Annotated in this window: 14 protein-coding genes; 1 reads left to right on the top strand and 13 read right to left on the bottom strand. The window is 67.0% G+C overall.

The genetic code is table 11. The features are described 5' to 3' along the window. Nucleotides 1–153 precede the first annotated feature (153 nt). The 13 genes from VG556_RS09910 to ppsR all read right to left on the bottom strand — a co-directional run bounded on the left by VG556_RS09910 (nucleotide 154) and on the right by ppsR (nucleotide 12,411). Nucleotides 154–2,541, bottom strand: a complete 2,388-nt coding sequence (locus VG556_RS09910; protein ID WP_100450266.1) for a Tex family protein — start codon at nucleotides 2,539–2,541, stop codon at nucleotides 154–156. Nucleotides 2,542–2,748: 207 nt separating this feature from the next. Continuing rightward, nucleotides 2,749–2,964 (bottom strand): hypothetical protein, encoded by a 216-nt coding sequence (locus tag VG556_RS09905; RefSeq protein WP_005410085.1) that lies wholly within the window; start codon nucleotides 2,962–2,964, stop codon nucleotides 2,749–2,751. Nucleotides 2,965–3,793: 829 nt separating this feature from the next. Further along, on the bottom strand, nucleotides 3,794–4,246 hold the full coding sequence (locus tag VG556_RS09900) for a hypothetical protein (protein WP_032956093.1): 453 nt from the start codon (nucleotides 4,244–4,246) through the stop codon (nucleotides 3,794–3,796). Next, nucleotides 4,243–4,446 carry a PspC domain-containing protein gene (locus tag VG556_RS09895; protein ID WP_014647543.1) on the bottom strand — a complete coding sequence of 68 codons (204 nt, stop codon included), beginning with the start codon at nucleotides 4,444–4,446 and terminating at the stop codon, nucleotides 4,243–4,245. The genes VG556_RS09900 and VG556_RS09895 overlap by 4 nt, the downstream gene beginning before the upstream one ends. 64 nt (nucleotides 4,447–4,510) lie before the next feature. Continuing rightward, the gene (locus VG556_RS09890; RefSeq protein WP_049408149.1) at nucleotides 4,511–4,879 is read right to left on the bottom strand and encodes a YfeK family protein; all 369 of its coding nucleotides are present in this window, start codon (nucleotides 4,877–4,879) and stop codon (nucleotides 4,511–4,513) included. A 33-nt stretch (nucleotides 4,880–4,912) separates the two neighbouring features. Continuing rightward, nucleotides 4,913–5,980: a class III poly(R)-hydroxyalkanoic acid synthase subunit PhaC gene (gene phaC, locus VG556_RS09885; protein WP_423179986.1), complete on the bottom strand. Its 1,068-nt coding sequence runs from the start codon at nucleotides 5,978–5,980 to the stop codon at nucleotides 4,913–4,915. Further along, a complete protein-coding gene (gene phaE, locus VG556_RS09880) occupies nucleotides 5,977–7,056 on the bottom strand; it encodes a class III poly(R)-hydroxyalkanoic acid synthase subunit PhaE (RefSeq protein WP_100450267.1) in 1,080 nt (359 codons plus the stop codon). The genes phaC and phaE overlap by 4 nt, the downstream gene beginning before the upstream one ends. Nucleotides 7,057–7,078: 22 nt before the next feature. Further along, entirely contained in the window at nucleotides 7,079–7,693 is a 615-nt protein-coding gene (locus tag VG556_RS09875; protein ID WP_014647547.1) for a CDP-alcohol phosphatidyltransferase family protein, read from the bottom strand. Between the two features lie 456 nt (nucleotides 7,694–8,149). Then, nucleotides 8,150–9,511 carry an MATE family efflux transporter gene (locus VG556_RS09870; RefSeq protein ID WP_100450268.1) on the bottom strand — a complete coding sequence of 454 codons (1,362 nt, stop codon included), beginning with the start codon at nucleotides 9,509–9,511 and terminating at the stop codon, nucleotides 8,150–8,152. Between the two features lie 118 nt (nucleotides 9,512–9,629). After that, nucleotides 9,630–10,247 (bottom strand): DUF2239 family protein, encoded by a 618-nt coding sequence (locus VG556_RS09865; protein WP_100450269.1) that lies wholly within the window; start codon nucleotides 10,245–10,247, stop codon nucleotides 9,630–9,632. Nucleotides 10,248–10,371: 124 nt separating this feature from the next. Further along, a complete protein-coding gene (locus tag VG556_RS09860; protein ID WP_100450270.1) occupies nucleotides 10,372–10,860 on the bottom strand; it encodes an NUDIX hydrolase in 489 nt (162 codons plus the stop codon). Nucleotides 10,861–10,901: 41 nt separating this feature from the next. Further along, nucleotides 10,902–11,411, bottom strand: coding sequence for a DUF1249 domain-containing protein (locus VG556_RS09855; RefSeq protein WP_032956108.1), 510 nt, complete (start codon nucleotides 11,409–11,411; stop codon nucleotides 10,902–10,904). Between the two features lie 178 nt (nucleotides 11,412–11,589). Beyond that, complete coding sequence (gene ppsR / locus VG556_RS09850; protein ID WP_014647552.1) at nucleotides 11,590–12,411, bottom strand: posphoenolpyruvate synthetase regulatory kinase/phosphorylase PpsR; 822 nt, start codon at nucleotides 12,409–12,411, stop codon at nucleotides 11,590–11,592. Between the two features lie 144 nt (nucleotides 12,412–12,555). Between ppsR and ppsA the strand changes: the two genes are divergently transcribed. Continuing rightward, nucleotides 12,556–14,934 (top strand): phosphoenolpyruvate synthase, encoded by a 2,379-nt coding sequence (ppsA, locus tag VG556_RS09845; protein WP_032956111.1) that lies wholly within the window; start codon nucleotides 12,556–12,558, stop codon nucleotides 14,932–14,934. Nucleotides 14,935–15,010: the final 76 nt, after the last annotated feature.

Genomic DNA, 15,010 nt, shown 5'->3' with positions numbered 1-15,010 from the left:
CCTGCAACGAAGACGGCGGGTCGTGCTGGCGTCATGGTCCTCCCCAGCGACAGCGGGGAGGCCAAACGCCCCCCTCAGGCGCAAGTGTGCGCAATCACGGGGAAAACCGACAAGTCCCCCACCCCGGATCAACCGTGACGGGGGGCACGATCCTCAGCTGCGCTTGGCCCGGGCAAAGGCCTCGGCCAGGGCATTGTTGGCCGGCGGCGCAGACTGGGCCGGACGGCCGCCAGCGCCCTGGCCGCGGTTCGGTCCACGGTTCTGGCCGCCAGCGTCACGGCGCGGCCCTTGGCCCTGGCCCCGCTCATCGCGCTGGCCCGGGCGGCTGGTGGCCTGGCCCGGGGTATCGTCCAGGCGCCGGGTCAGGGCGATGCGCTTGCGCGCCACGTCCACCTCCAGCACCTTCACCTTGACGATGTCACCGGCCTTGACCACGTCGCGCGGGTCCTTCACGAAGGTATCGGCGAGCGCCGAGATGTGGATCAGGCCGTCCTGGTGCACGCCGATATCGACAAAGGCCCCGAAGGCGGCCACGTTGCTGACCACGCCCTCCAGCACCATGCCCTCGCGCAGGTCCTTGATGTCCTCGACGCCCTCGGCGAAGCGCGCCGCCTTGAACTCCGGGCGCGGGTCGCGGCCCGGCTTTTCCAGTTCCTTCAGGATGTCGCGCACGGTCGGGACGCCAAAGGTGTCGTCGGTGAACTGTTCTGCCTTCAGGCCACGCAGGAAGCTGCCGTCACCGATCAGCGCCTTGATCGGGCGCGCGGTGCTGGCCACGATGCGCTCAACCACCGGATAGGCTTCGGGGTGTACCGCCGAGGCGTCCAGCGGCTGGTCGCCATCGGCGATGCGCAGGAAGCCGGCGCACTGCTCGAAGGTCTTCTCGCCCAGGCGCGCGACCTTCAGCAGGTCCTTGCGGCGCTTGAACGGGCCGTTGTCGTCGCGATGGCGCACGATGTTCTCGGCCACCGTGGCCGACAGGCCGGACACCCGGGACAGCAGCGCGGCCGAGGCGGTGTTCACGTACACGCCCACGGCGTTCACGCAGTCCTCCACGCGCGCGTCCAGCGCCCGCGCCAGGCGGTACTGGTCCACGTCGTGCTGGTACTGGCCGACACCGATCGCCTTGGGTTCGATCTTGACCAGTTCGGCCAGCGGGTCCTGCAGGCGACGAGCGATCGATACCGCGCCACGCAGCGACACGTCCAGCCCCGGGAACTCCTTGGCCGCGAACTCGGAGGCCGAGTACACCGAGGCGCCCGCCTCGCTGACCACGACCTTCTGCAGCTTCGGGTTGGCGGCAGCCTTGATCGCTTCGCCGGCCAGCTTGTCGGTTTCGCGGCTGGCGGTGCCATTGCCGATCGCGATCAGCTCCACGTTGTGCTTGGCGCACAGCTGCTTGATCGTCTGCACCGACTGCTCCCACTGGCGACGTGGCTCATGCGGGTAGATGGTGTCGGTGGCGACCAGCTTGCCGGTGGCATCGACCACGGCGATCTTGCAGCCAGTACGGATGCCCGGGTCCAGGCCGAGTACGGTCTTCGGGCCGGCCGGTGCGGCCAGCAGCAGGTCCTTCAGGTTGTCGCCGAACACCGCGATGGCTTCGGCTTCGGCCTTTTCGCGGGCCTGGTTGAACAGGTCCAGCAGAAGATGGGTGTGCAGCTTGGCGCGCCAGGTCAGGCGGCAGGCATCCAGCAGCCAGCGGTCGGCGGCACGCCCCCGGTCGGCGATGCCGGCCTTGCGTGCCACCCGACCCTCGGCGTACTGGTGGCCCGCTTCGGCATCGCTGCCCGGGTCCAGTTCCAGGAACAGGATCTCTTCGCGGCGCGCGCGGAACAGCGCCAGCAACCGGTGCGAGGGAATCTTCGCCAGAGATTCGGCATGTTCGAAATAGTCGCGGTACTTGGCGCCTTCGGTTTCCTTGCCCTCGGCCACGCGGGCACGGATCACGCCGGTCTCGCCCAGCCAGGTGCGCAGCTCGCCAACCAACGCGGCATCTTCGCCCCAGCGCTCCATCAGGATCGCGCGGGCGCCTTCCAGCGCGGCCTTGGTGTCGGCCACACCCTTGTCGGTATCGACGAAGGTGGCCGCGAACGTCTGCGGGTCCTGCGTCGGATCGGCCAGCAGGCCATCGGCCAGCGGCTCCAGACCGGCCTCGCGGGCGATCTGGGCGCGGGTACGTCGCTTGGGCTTGTAAGGCAGGTACAGGTCTTCCAGCCGGCTCTTGGTATCGGCGGCCAGGATGTCATTGCGCAGCTCGTCGCTGAGCTTGCCCTGCTCGCCGATGCTGGCCAGCACCGCCGCACGGCGGTCCTCCAGCTCGCGCAGGTAGGTCAGCCGGGTTTCCAGGTTGCGCAGCTGGGTGTCGTCCAGGCCACCGGTCACTTCCTTGCGGTAGCGCGCGATGAACGGAACGCTGGCGCCCTCGTCGAGCAGGCCGACGGCGGCGCGTACCTGGGCGGACTGGGCACCGATCTCGTCGGCGATGGTCTGGGCGATCTGCTGGGCGAGCGCGCTCTGGGCGTTCTTGGCGTCGTGCATTGCTTCAGGTCTGAGCCGCGTTACGGGAAGACCCCATTCTGGCAACCGACGACGGAGCCGGACAAGGCATTGACAGGGGACGAGGTTCAGCGCCGTAGCCGGAGTGGACGCCGGCATCCTGGCAAAGAGCGGGCCCGGACTGGCCCGGGGCTGGGATGCCGGCGCGGGCGCGCGATGGTGGGCGCGCCCTGCCGCGTGTTGCGTAGGTCAGCGGTAGTGGCGGGCGGCGCGCTGCATGACGATCTCGTCACGCATGCCTTCCAGGGCCATCAGGCGGACCTTGCCGACACCCTGCAGTTCCATGAACCGCTCCGTGTAGAACTCCGGCCCCAGCGCGGTGTCGGCGCGGGATTTGCTGAAGCCGTAGGGCACCACGCCCTTCTCGCCATCCTTGCTACCACCGACATAAAGAACGATTGCCATGTGATGTATTCCTCCAAATTGCTACTGCGTACTGCACTCGATGAGCGATGCTGCGAGCTCATCGGGGGAGAGCTTACCGCGTCGAACCTGACTGGAACGTCACGAAGGCTAATGACGATCGGTTGCATGCAGATGACTGCGGGATCGCAGCAGAATGCTTACGGATCTTTAACTTCCGGCTAACGAATCCGTGGGGGATTCCCGCCAACGGCGCAGCCCCTCGTGGGTGGTCGTGTAACGCGTTTGATGTGATTGGGCCGGGCGAGGTGGGTGCGCGGGACACGCCGTAAACCCGTCCATGGGGGCTCGATGGCGCCATCCATGGCGCCAACGGTCCCGCGAACCCACCCCGACCGGCCCCTGACAGTTTTTCGGGCACGTTCACCCACGGAAAAGAAAAAAGAAGATCAAAAGCAAAAACAGCTTGGCTGGCCGCTTTTTGTAGAGCCGAGCCCACGCTCGGCTGCTTTCCGGCCAGTCCGCGAAGCCGAGCGCAGGCTCGGCTCTACACGAGCAAGCGCAGCGCGCGACCCGCTTTTGCTGTTCTTTATCTCTTCCGTGGCTGGACGCGCACGGAATCTGTCAGCGGCCGGGTGGGTGGGGGTGGCGGGGTATCCGCGGCATGGGTCGGACGCATGCGCCCGACGGGTTGGGCAGGACGCCCAACCCCGGTCTTGCCGTGTGCGCAGGACAGCGCACACGTGCAAGCCGCGGCCAAGCCCCCATGGATGGGTTCACGGCGTCCGCGCTGGCCCCACCCACCCGGCCAGCCCCCAGGAAGCAGGCATTCCGCGACCAAGCCACGAGGGGCTGCGCCGTTGGCTGGAAACTACGGCCACCAGCCTTGCCCGAACCGGGCGAAATGATCGGCCGCCCGCTCGAACGGATTGCGCGCACTCACCCCGCCACACAGCAGGTACACCGGCAGGTACAGCGGCCCCAGCACCATGTACTGGTAGACATGCGCACGCTCATGGTCGTCCAGCCGGATCAGCGGCTCCACGCCCCACCCCGCCTGATGCGCGTAGGTCCGGCAGGAAATGCCAAGATCGTGGCCCGTGTGCAGGATCACATTGCCCAAGGTGATCGCCCCACCCGGCCCCCACGGCCAACGGTCGAACACCAGCGCGCAGTCACGCCCGCTCCAGCGCAATGTCGCGCCGCCGAGCATGCCGGCCAACCCACCCATCAGGCCGATCAGGGTGTTGGGCAGGGTCCACACCGCGCCCAGCACCTGCAGCGCGCGCAGCCAGATCGGCCAAGGCCGGGAGGCGGTGTTCAATCGGCCTCGTTCGGCATCAGCAGCCACAGGATCAGGTAGACCAGGATGCCGGGGAAGGCCGCCGAGGCCAGCGACAGCAGCACGTAGACCACCCGCAGGAGGGTGGCATTCCAGCCGAAGCGATGGGCAATGCCACCCATCACGCCGGCGATCATGCGGTCGTTCAATGAACGCGACAGTGTCTTGGGCGTGGTGTTCATGGCGGCGGCTCCGGGCAACGGACAGGGCAGTCGAGCGTGGCTCGACTCTACACCCTGCCCATGTCTACGGCGTGCGGTGACGCAGCGCCTGCAGGCGCGCACCGAACCAGGCGGCTGCGGTCTGTTCAGGCTGCCCCGGGCACTGGATGCGATAGGGTTTGCCGCTCATGCTGCTCTGGCTGGCGGCGCGTTCGATGAACTGCTCGGCGCTGTCCACCATGTCCTTCTTCAGCAGATAGTCGTACTTGCGCTGCAGATGCGCGCGCGCATCGCCGCCGTCGTACCAGCTGCCATTGCGCTGGAACCGGCACTGGGAGCCGTCCAGGCTGGCGATCAACTGGGCGATCTCCCGCCGTGCATCCGCACCGGGTGCGGCCTGGGCAAGGGGCGCTGCCAGCAGTACCGCAAGAATCAACAAAATCCGGTACGTCATCATCCCTCCAAGTCAGTCGAGCAGGGCTCGACTCTACAGGTCGCGCGCCTTCAGCCAACCATCGATCGTGGCCGGCACTTCGCGCTGCGCGCGCCCGGACACGTAGATGCCGATATGGCCACCGCGGAAACTGGACTCGGTGTAGTCGTCCGTGCCCAGGCGCCCGCGCATCGCGCGCGAGGCGTCCGGCGGCACCAGATGATCCTGCTCGGCGTAGATATTCAGCACCGGCAGCGTCACCTGCGACAGGTCCACTGCTTCCTCGCCGATCCTTACCGTGCCCTTCATCAGGCCATTGGCCTGGTAGAACTGCTTGATGAAATCGCGGAACGCCTCGCCCGCCAGGTCCGGCGAATCGAAGATCCACTTCTCCATGCGCAGGAAGTCCTCCAGCGCCGCCTTGTCATCGAGGATGTCGAGCAGGCCGACGTACTTCTGCACGTTCAGGCGGAACGGCTTGAGCATCAGGTAGCTGGCGTTCATCAGGTCGGCCGGGATGTTGCCCAGCGTATCGACCAGCAGGTCCACGTCCACCTGCCGCGCCCAGTGCGAGAGCATGTTGTCGGCGGTCTGGAAATCGACCGGGGTGACCATGGTGATCAGCTTGCCCAGCTTCTGTTGGCGCAACGCTGCGTAGCAGAGTGCGAACACGCCGCCTTGGCAGATGCCGAGCAGGTCGACCGGGCCACCACTGCGCACGCGCAGCGCATCGACCGCTCCGTCGATGTAGCGCAGCAGGTAGTCCTCCAGGGTCTGGAAGCGTTCGGACCGGTCCGGGTAGCCCCAGTCCAGCACGTACACGTCCTGGCCCAGCGCCAGCAGCTTCTGCACCAGCGAACGGTCGGCCTGCAGGTCGACCATGTACGGCCGGTTGACCAGCGCGTAGACGATCAGCAGCGGCGTGCGCCGGGTCGGCGCCTGCTCACCGACGAAGCGATACAGCACCACCTTGCCGTCGCGCCAGACTTCCTCGCGCGCGGTCACGCCATAGTCCACGTCTTCCACCTGCGGCAGCAGCTTCAGCCCTTTCATCAGCTTGCGCTGCATGGCCAGGCTCTCCTGCATCAGGTCATCGGCGTTGAAGCCCAATGGTCCCTTCATCGGTCACGCGCCCGAGCGGAAGCGCGAGGTGCGGCCTTCTTCGCAGATGTCTTCTTTGCAGATGTCTTCTTCGCAGGCGCCTTCTTTGCCGGCGCGGCCTTCTTCGCGACCTTGCGCGCAGTTGGCTTCACCTTCGCCGGCGCCGGCTGCGCCACCGGATCGACCTCAGCGGTTCCGGCCAGCACAGCCACCTGCGCCTGCAGGCGGCGCAGGCTGCGCTCCAGCTCGGCGATGCGGCGGTGTGCGGCATCCATCTCGCTGCGGGTCGGCAGGCCGATCCGTTCACTCATCTGTTCCACCTCCCGCTGCAGGCCGGCGCGCAGGCGCATCTGCGCGTTGCCCAGCGAGGCGTACACCTGCTGGAACGGTTCGGACATGGCGACCTTGGCGTAGGCCTCCTCGGCAACTTCGATCCACAGGTCGAACATCGCGCGGGCGCTGGTCAGCTGGCTGCCGGGCTGTTCGTGCTCGGCCAGGCGCTGCTCGAACAGCGCAAAGGCTTCGTCCAGTGCCTGCTTGATCTGATCGACATAGGCGCGCGAATGCTGCTGGTATTCCTCCTGCGCACGCAGCAGGGCCTGCCAGCGCGCCTGGTGCTCGCGGCCGGGGCCGAATGCCGGGCTCTGCAGCCACGGGCCCGCCTGCAGCTGGAACTGCTGCAGCCAGGCGGCGAATTCGGGTACCGCGGCGCCGGCGTGCGTGCTGCCACGGGCGCCCTGCAGCATCCACTGGAGCATGCCGTCGCCCTGCCCCTGCACCGCCTCGCGCCAGGCCTGGGCCACATCGGCACTGCTGGCGTCGCGGCCCGCAAACCGTGCGGCGACCTCCTGCATGGTGCCGTACCAGCTGCCCGCCTGTTCGCGGAACCGGCGCACGGCATCTTCCGGCGCGCCCTGCGCCTGCTCGGGCAACAGCTGGCCCCACCAGTCGAACAACCGCTGCCAACTGCCGGGATCGTCACCGGCGGGTGCGCCGGGCGTGCTCGCATGGCGCAGGGCATCGCCCCAGGCGCCGAAATACTGCCGGGCCAGGGTTTCGAAATCGCTGCTGCCGGTGTCGTGGGCCGAGCTGGTCATCGCAGGCCTCCGCAGGGCTGGCTCATGGCTTGGGAATACGCAGGGTCTTGCTGATCATCAGCGACCCGGACAGGGCGAACAACAGCACCATCGGGTGCAGCTGCCACGGGCCGATCTGCCACTGGCCGAACCAGATGTTCTGGCCGATGGCATCGGTGCCGGCGGCAATCGCCAGTACGATCACCAGCACCAGGCTGGTCGGGATCGGGGTGCCCTCGAAATACGTGACCTTGCCCTCGTCGCCGGCGAGCGCCTCGGCAGTGACGTTGTAGCGTGCCAGGCGGCTGACGCCGCAGCAGACGAAGTAGCTCAGCACCAGCCAGTCCCAGCCACCCTGCATGCCGCAGGCATAGGCCAGCGCCGCCGGCGCCACGCCGAAGGAGATCACGTCGGACAGCGAGTCCAGCTCGCGGCCCAGGGTGGAGCTGGACTTGCGCCAGCGCGCGATGCGCCCGTCGAGGGCGTCGAAGATGAAGGCCAGCGGGATCAGCGCCATGCCGAACAGCAGATAGCCGCGCTCGCCGTCCTGCAGGAAGCGCATCGCGGCAAAGACCGCACCGGTGCCGCAGAAAGCATTGGCCAGGGTGAACCAGTCGGCCAGCTGGAATTCGCGCAGCATCGAGAAGTGACGTTTCATGGGGTCTCACGGAGCATCAAGGCCCACAGGTTACCGCGAGCGCCGCCGCTGGCGACAGCGCTGGCTCAGCCGATCCTTCACCGCCCCCTCACTCGTCCTCACTGGCGGTGAATTTTTCGCCACCCATCTTGACAGCCTAGGGGGGTGGCGCCTGTCGGGGCTTATCCACAAAGTTGCCCACGCGTAATCCACACCCCCTGTGGACAACCAGATCTCACCGACTGCGACGGTGGACATTTCCTCATCACTCTTCCGCGGGGTTTCCCTACTTCCCAAGCCGCAGAGTCGGCGCTATGGTCACCGGCGGGCCCGCCGCCGCCGCGTCCGATTCCTGGTGACGGGCGGCGATGATGCCGGAGTGCTTCCACCTGCCGCTGGCGCAGCGGCCCTGAAGTGGTAGAGCCGACCGCTGGCCGGCTGCCCCGACCGTTCAGCGTTGCCGGCCAGCGGCCGGCACTACCCAGCCTGCACCCGCCGCCACCGGGCGAAACACATCACCTGCATCACCAGCATCGCCAGCAACCCCAGCGGCCACGCCCACCACACGCCGGCCAGCCCATGCCGCGCCTGCAACCACATCGCCAGCGGCAGCTCCAGCAGCAATACCGCCGTCATGCCCAGCAGCGCTGGCCGCCATACCGTGCCACTGCCGCGCATCACCCCTACCAGCACGGTGCTGCCGCCCATCGCCAGCACGCCCCATGCCACCGTGCGCAACTGCAGCGTGGCCAGTTCACGCGCTTCGGCAGCCACCAGGATCACGCCGGTCAGCCAGGGCGCAAGCACCATCACCAGCAGCACCACTGCACTCAGCATCGCCAGTCCAAGCAGCACGCCGGTGCGGGCGATGCCGGGCAGCCGTGCCGTACGCCCCGCGCCCATCGCATGCGCCGCAAGGATGGTGGCGGTAATGCCCAGTGACATGGCCGGCAGCTGCACCCAGCTCATCAACTGGTTGACCGCACCGTAGGCGGCCGTGGCCGTGTAGCCGTAGCGGTTGATCCAGCCCAGCAATACGATCTCGGCAATGGCCAGGCTGAGCATCTGCAGCGAAGACGGTACGCCGATGCGCAGCATCGCGCGGATGAGCGCGCCATCGAAACGGATGGCACGCACCAGCTCGCGCCCTGGTGCCAGGGGATGTCCTACCCGCTGCCAGCGCCACAGCAACCAGCCCAGGGCCAACAATGAGGCAAACGCCGCCGATACAGCCGCACTGGCCGACCCCAGCCGCGGCAGGCCGGCCCAGCCCAGGATCAGCAGCGGCGTGCACAGCAGGCCGACCACCGTGGCCAGCAGCAGCGCCTGCAGCGGCGTCTTTGCATCGCCCACCGCGCGGCTCACGGCAGTGGCCAGCCACAGCAGGAAGAACACCGGAGCCGCCAGCAACAGCACGCGCGCGTACACGATGGACTCGCCGAGGATCGCTGCCGGCGTGCCCAGTGCCGCCAGCAGCTGTGGCGCGAAACCGCCGCCCAGGGCCATCACCGGCACCGACAACAGCAGGATCAGCGCCACCGCGCTGCCGGCCACCGCGCGCGCCTGTTGCGGGCGGCCCGCGCCCCAGGCCTGGCCGATCAGCACCATCGCGCCCGTGGCCAGGCCCATCACCAGGGCCAGCAGCAGGAAAAAGACCGGGAAGAACGCCGCGGCCGCAGCCACCGCCTGTGTGCCAAGCAGGTGGCCGAGATAGATGTTGTCCAGCGTGCCTGCGGCCAGCTGCAACGCATTGGTCAGCAGCATCGGCAGCAGCAGCGTCAGGTAGGTGCGCCACAGCGGGGGTGCTGCCGGAGGTGTCGGATGTACAGGGGGGCTCATGGGATTCTCTGGGCAAGGCGCCGCCCTGCCCGGCGTTTCCGCCAGCAAAGCAAGCACAGGGGAAGCGGGCCGCGGCCCGCGATCAGATGACGCCGTCGCTCAGCAACGGCGCGATGGCTCAGCCGTCAGCGTCTTCGAACGCCAGGCGCAGGGCGTGGTCGCGCACATCCATGGGCCAGGAATGCAGCGCCGCTTCCAGGCCCGCGCGGTCATGCGCGAACAGCACCCGAATGGCCTCCTCGAAGCCCGGCAGGTCACCGGCGATGGCCTGCAGGAAGTGATAGGTACGCTCGCTGTGGCGGCGCTGCCGGTCCTCGTCGGCACCGGCACGGCTGGCCGCTTCCACCAGCCTGCGCAGCACCACCGAGGCCCCACCCGGCTGTTCGGCCAACCACGCCCAATGCCGCGGCAGCAGCGTCACTTCGCGGGCGACCACGCCCAGTCTGGGGCGGCCACGGCCACGCGGGGTCGCGGGCGCCTCTCCGGTAGTGGCGTCGGCATCCGCCTCCACGGCGGAGGGAAACGCTTCGGTCACCCGCGCCAGCAGCTCTGTGTCGCTGCCGCGCGTGTCGAAATCGCGGGTTCGCCCGCTGGCGTTGTCGAACACCAGCAGCGGACCGGCTGCGTTGTCGGCACGCAGCTGTTTCAACGCCAGCGCTGCCACTTCCGGGGTACCGGAAGCGACCAGGCGATGGCCGTCGAAACAGCTGAAGGGAGGAAGTCGGGACACAGGCATGGCAATGGCATCAGAGGCGATGCGCGAATATTGCCCGGGTAATTTAACCGAGTCAATATTATCCGGGTATTAATTTGCCAGGAGAGCGTGCCAACCAAGGTTGGCACCCACCCGATTCGTCACCTCACAGCCGGCTGTAGGACCAGCTGACCATGCGGCCGTCTTTGTACGGCATGACGCCGTGGAACGGGCGCGGGTCGGTGTCGAACACCAGCGGCAGGAAGTTGCGGTCGCCCTCCCACATCGGCAGCGTGTCCAGCTTGTCCAGGTCCACCCACTCCAGCGTGCCTTCATGGTTGCCGCCGTGCGGGGTGCCTTCGAAAGTGTCGATGACGAACACGAAGCCCAGCCAGTCTTCACCGTGCTTGCCGAAGCCCGGCCAGCTGAGGGTGCCGCGCAGCCGCATGCAGGTGCAGTCGATGCCGGCTTCCTCGGCGATCTCGCGACGCATGCTGGCTGCCACGTCCTCGTCCGCTTCGATCTTGCCGCCCAGCCCGTTGTACTTGCCCAGGTGGTGGTCACCCGGACGGGTGTTGCGATGGATCATCAGCACCTGGCGACGATCAGGCGACAGCACGTAGCCCAGGGTGGCGACGATCGGGGTGTACGGCATGGGCGGCATCCAGCGGCAGGTCAGCCGTGGATTATGGCCGATCAGCGCACCAGCGACAGGCGGCGCTCGGCGGGTGTGCCTGCGCCATCGGGATCGCGGCGCAGGGTGGCCACGCCGTGACCGCGCTCAGCCAGGTATTCCAGCCACTTGCCGAGGAAGGTGTTCATCCGCATGCGGTGGCTGATCAGCTCGGCCGGCGGCGGGTACAGGCCCATCGTGTCCTGCCAGCGGCGGCCGACGTAGCAATGGGTGGTCTCGGCCTGGCGTGCGTCACGGTAAAGGCGCACATACGCCGAGGGATCCGGCTCACCGGTGACCGGGTCAGCCAGGTCGTAGGTCAGGCGCAGTTCCACCGTGTAGCGGTGGCACTCGATCACGTCCAGGCGTACGTCCAGGCCGTCGCCGATCGAGGAAATGTAGCTGCCCGCCACCAGTCCGGCCGGTTCGAACAGGCGCACCAGATGACGGTAGTTCTCCGCGTACAGGCCCATGAGCCAGCTCAGCCGGCTCAGGCGGGGAATGCGTTCGGTGCGGGGCGAGGCTTGGGCCATGGGTCGATCCTACACGTTGGTGCTTCAACGTGGGGGCGCCTGAAGCCACAGCCAACCCGACAACGACGATCCCCGTGTAGAGCCGAGCCCATGCTCGGCTGCTGTTCGGGAAGAACCCGGCGGCCCAGCCGAGCGTGGGCTCGGCTCTACAGGGCGAAGTGCAGCGCGCCGGAAAGGATCAATACAGCTCGCGCTGCAGCCCCAGCGTGGCCAGCACCTTGCTGGAAATCTCCTCGATCGAGGTATGCGTGGTGCTCAGGGTCGGGATCCGCTCCATGCGGAACATGGTCTCGGCCGCAGCCACCTCGCGCTTGCAGGTCTCCAGGTTGGCGTAGCGCGAGTTCGGACGGCGCTCCTGGCGGATCTGCTGCAGCCGGTCCGGATCGATGGTCAGGCCGAACAGCTTGCGCCGGTAATTGCGCAGTCGCGGCGGCAGGCGATCGCTTTCCAAGTCTTCGTCGGTCAGCGGGTAGTTGGCCGCGCGTACCCCGTAATGCAGGGCCAGGTAAATGCAGGTCGGCGTCTTGCCCGCGCGCGACACCGCCACCAGGATCACGTCGGCATCGTCGTAGTTCACCGCGATGCCGTCGTCATGGGTCAGGGCGAAGTTCATCGCGTTGATGCGACGGTGGTAGGTATCGAAATCGACCATGCCGTGGGCCTGGCCGACCCGGGCCAGGCGCGGGCTGGCCAGTTCACGCTCCAGCGGCTCGATGAACGGCGCGAACACATCCAGCATCAGCGCCCCGCTGTCGGCCAGGATCAGGCTCAGGCTCTGGTCCACGCAGGAGTTCACCACGATCGGCCGGACCTGGTAGCGCTCCCCCGCCGCCTGGATCCGGGCACAGGCTTCACGCGCTTTTTCGGGGTCGTCGACAAACGACATGCGGTCGGTAATGAAGCTGAACCCGGAGAACTGGGTCAGCAGGCTATGCCCAATGGTTTCAGCGGTGATACCGGTTCCATCGGAAACGTAGAACACCGGACGGATGGTCGACATGCGCGCTTTTACCCCCTACGAAGCTTAAAAAGGCCGCCAGCACAAGCTTGTGCCGACGGTGCTCTGCCCGGCATCATATCGGCTTCTTCCTACGGACGCGGCCACTCAGCCCGCCTCGGGCGATGGCCAAACGGAGCATCGCGCTTGAACGAGAACATCCTGTGGTTGCACGAACTGCGTCTGGCCGATCTGGCCCGCGTAGGCGGCAAGAATTCGTCGCTGGGCGAGATGATCGGCAACCTGGCCGGTCTGGGCGTTTCGGTGCCGGGCGGTTATGCCACCACCGCTGAAGCCTTCAAGGACTTCATTGCGCACAACGATCTGTCCAAGCGCATCTTCGACAGGCTGGCCACGCTGGACGTCGAGGACGTCAACGCGCTGACCGCCGCCGGCAAGGAAATCCGCAGCTGGGTGATCGATGCGCCGCTGCAGCCGCAGCTGGACCAGGACATCCGCACCGCTTACGCCAAGCTGAGCGCCGACAACGGCGGCGGCGATGTGGCCGTGGCCGTGCGTTCCTCGGCCACCGCCGAGGATCTGCCGGATGCCTCCTTCGCCGGCCAGCAGGAAACCTTCCTCAACGTCACCGGTGCCGACGACGTCGTGCACAAGGTCAAGGAAGTGTTCGCCTCGCTGTACAACGACCGCGCCATCGCCTACCGCGTGCACCACGGCTTCAAGCATGAGGACGTGTTCCTGTCCGCCGGCGTGCAGCTGATGGTGCGTTCGGGCGTCGGTTCGTCCGGCGTGCTGTTCACCCTGGACACCGAGTCCGGCTTCCGCGACGTGGTGTTCGTCACCTCTTCGTTCGGCCTGGGCGAAATGGTCGTGCAGGGCGCGGTCAATCCCGACGAGTACTACGTCTACAAGCCCACCCTGCAGGCCGGCAAGCCGGCGATCCTGCGCCGCTCGCTCGGCAGCAAGGCGATCCGCATGGTGTATTCGGATGTTCCGGGTGAGCGCGTCAAGATCGAAGATACCCCGGTCGAACTGCGCAACACCTTCTCGATCAGCGACGAGGACGTGCAGGAACTGTCCAAGCAGGCGCTGGTCATCGAAAAGCACTACGGCCGCCCGATGGACATCGAGTGGGCCAAGGACGGCGTCAGCGGCAAGCTGTTCATCGTGCAGGCGCGCCCGGAAACGGTGAAGTCGCGCAGCCACGCCACCCAGATCGAGCGCTTCGCGCTGACCGAAAAGGGCGGCAACGTGCTGGCCGAAGGCCGCGCCGTCGGCGCCAAGATCGGCTCGGGCGTGGCCCGCGTGGTGAAGACGCTGGACGACATGAACCGCGTGCAGCCGGGCGACGTACTGATCGCCGACATGACCGATCCCGACTGGGAACCGGTGATGAAGCGCGCTTCGGCCATCGTCACCAACCGTGGCGGCCGTACCTGCCACGCCGCGATCATCGCGCGCGAGCTGGGCGTGCCGGCCGTGGTCGGTTCGGGCAACGCCACCAAGGTGATCGAAGATGGCCAGCTGGTCACCGTCAGCTGCGCTGAAGGTGATACCGGCTTCATCTACGAAGGAAAGCTCGGCTTCGAGCGCACCACCACCGATCTGGGCAACATGCCGCCGGCACCGCTGAAGATCATGATGAACGTGGCCAACCCGGAACGTGCCTTCGACTTCGGCCAGCTGCCGAACGCCGGCATCGGCCTGGCCCGCCTGGAAATGATCATCGCCAGCCACATCGGCATCCACCCGAACGCGCTGCTGGAATACGACCGCCAGGATGCGGCAACGAAGAAGAAGATCGACGAGAAGATCGCCGGCTACGGTGATCCGGTCAGCTTCTACGTGGACCGCCTGGCCGAAGGCATCGCCACGCTCACCGCCTCGGTTGCACCGAACCCGGTGATCGTGCGCCTGTCGGACTTCAAGTCCAACGAGTACGCCAACCTGATCGGCGGCAGCAACTACGAGCCGCACGAAGAAAACCCGATGATCGGCTTCCGCGGCGCCAGCCGTTACGTCGACCCGAGCTTCTCGGCCGCCTTCGCGCTGGAGTGCAAGGCCGTGCTGCGCGTGCGCAACGAAATGGGCCTGGACAACCTGTGGGTCATGATTCCGTTCGTGCGCACCCTGGAAGAAGGCCGCAAGGTCGTCGAGGTGCTGGAACAGAACGGCCTGAAGCAGGGCGAGAACGGCCTGAAGATCATCATGATGTGCGAAGTGCCGTCCAACGCACTGCTCGCCGATGAGTTCCTGGAGATCTTCGACGGCTTCTCGATCGGCTCCAACGACCTGACCCAGCTCAGCCTGGGCCTGGACCGCGACTCGTCGATCGTCGCGCACCTGTTCGACGAACGGAACCCGGCAGTGAAGAAGCTGCTGTCGATGGCGATCAAGGCCGCACGCGCCAAGGGCAAGTACGTCGGCATCTGCGGCCAGGGCCCGTCCGATCACCCGGATCTGGCCGAATGGCTGATGCAGGAAGGCATCGAGTCGGTGTCGCTGAACCCGGACACCGTGGTCGATACCTGGCTGCGCCTGGCCAAGCTGAAGGCCAACGGCTGATGCCGTAATGGGCTGACGTCGCTTTCATCGACGTCCGCACATACTGCTGCCGCACGCAAGCCCCGCCTCTGCGGGG

This window comes from Stenotrophomonas sp. CASM106, assembly GCF_049384825.1.
GTDB classification, from domain to species: domain Bacteria; phylum Pseudomonadota; class Gammaproteobacteria; order Xanthomonadales; family Xanthomonadaceae; genus Stenotrophomonas; species Stenotrophomonas muris.
The sequence above is the reverse complement of the archived record's forward strand: the minus strand, read 5'-3'. Positions and strand labels throughout refer to the sequence as shown.

Coding starts and splice junctions, on each gene's coding strand:
- phaE (WP_100450267.1), bottom strand. CDS start 7,056: ATGACCAGCTCGGCCCACGACACCGGCAGCAGCGATTTCGAAACCCTG.
- VG556_RS09890 (WP_049408149.1), bottom strand. CDS start 4,879: ATGACGTACCGGATTTTGTTGATTCTTGCGGTACTGCTGGCAGCGCCC.
- VG556_RS09870 (WP_100450268.1), bottom strand. CDS start 9,511: ATGAGCCCCCCTGTACATCCGACACCTCCGGCAGCACCCCCGCTGTGG.
- phaC (WP_423179986.1), bottom strand. CDS start 5,980: ATGAAGGGACCATTGGGCTTCAACGCCGATGACCTGATGCAGGAGAGC.
- VG556_RS09860 (WP_100450270.1), bottom strand. CDS start 10,860: ATGCCGTACACCCCGATCGTCGCCACCCTGGGCTACGTGCTGTCGCCT.
- VG556_RS09905 (WP_005410085.1), bottom strand. CDS start 2,964: ATGGCAATCGTTCTTTATGTCGGTGGTAGCAAGGATGGCGAGAAGGGC.
- VG556_RS09855 (WP_032956108.1), bottom strand. CDS start 11,411: ATGGCCCAAGCCTCGCCCCGCACCGAACGCATTCCCCGCCTGAGCCGG.
- VG556_RS09910 (WP_100450266.1), bottom strand. CDS start 2,541: ATGCACGACGCCAAGAACGCCCAGAGCGCGCTCGCCCAGCAGATCGCC.
- VG556_RS09865 (WP_100450269.1), bottom strand. CDS start 10,247: ATGCCTGTGTCCCGACTTCCTCCCTTCAGCTGTTTCGACGGCCATCGC.
- VG556_RS09895 (WP_014647543.1), bottom strand. CDS start 4,446: ATGAACACCACGCCCAAGACACTGTCGCGTTCATTGAACGACCGCATG.
- VG556_RS09875 (WP_014647547.1), bottom strand. CDS start 7,693: ATGAAACGTCACTTCTCGATGCTGCGCGAATTCCAGCTGGCCGACTGG.
- ppsR (WP_014647552.1), bottom strand. CDS start 12,411: ATGTCGACCATCCGTCCGGTGTTCTACGTTTCCGATGGAACCGGTATC.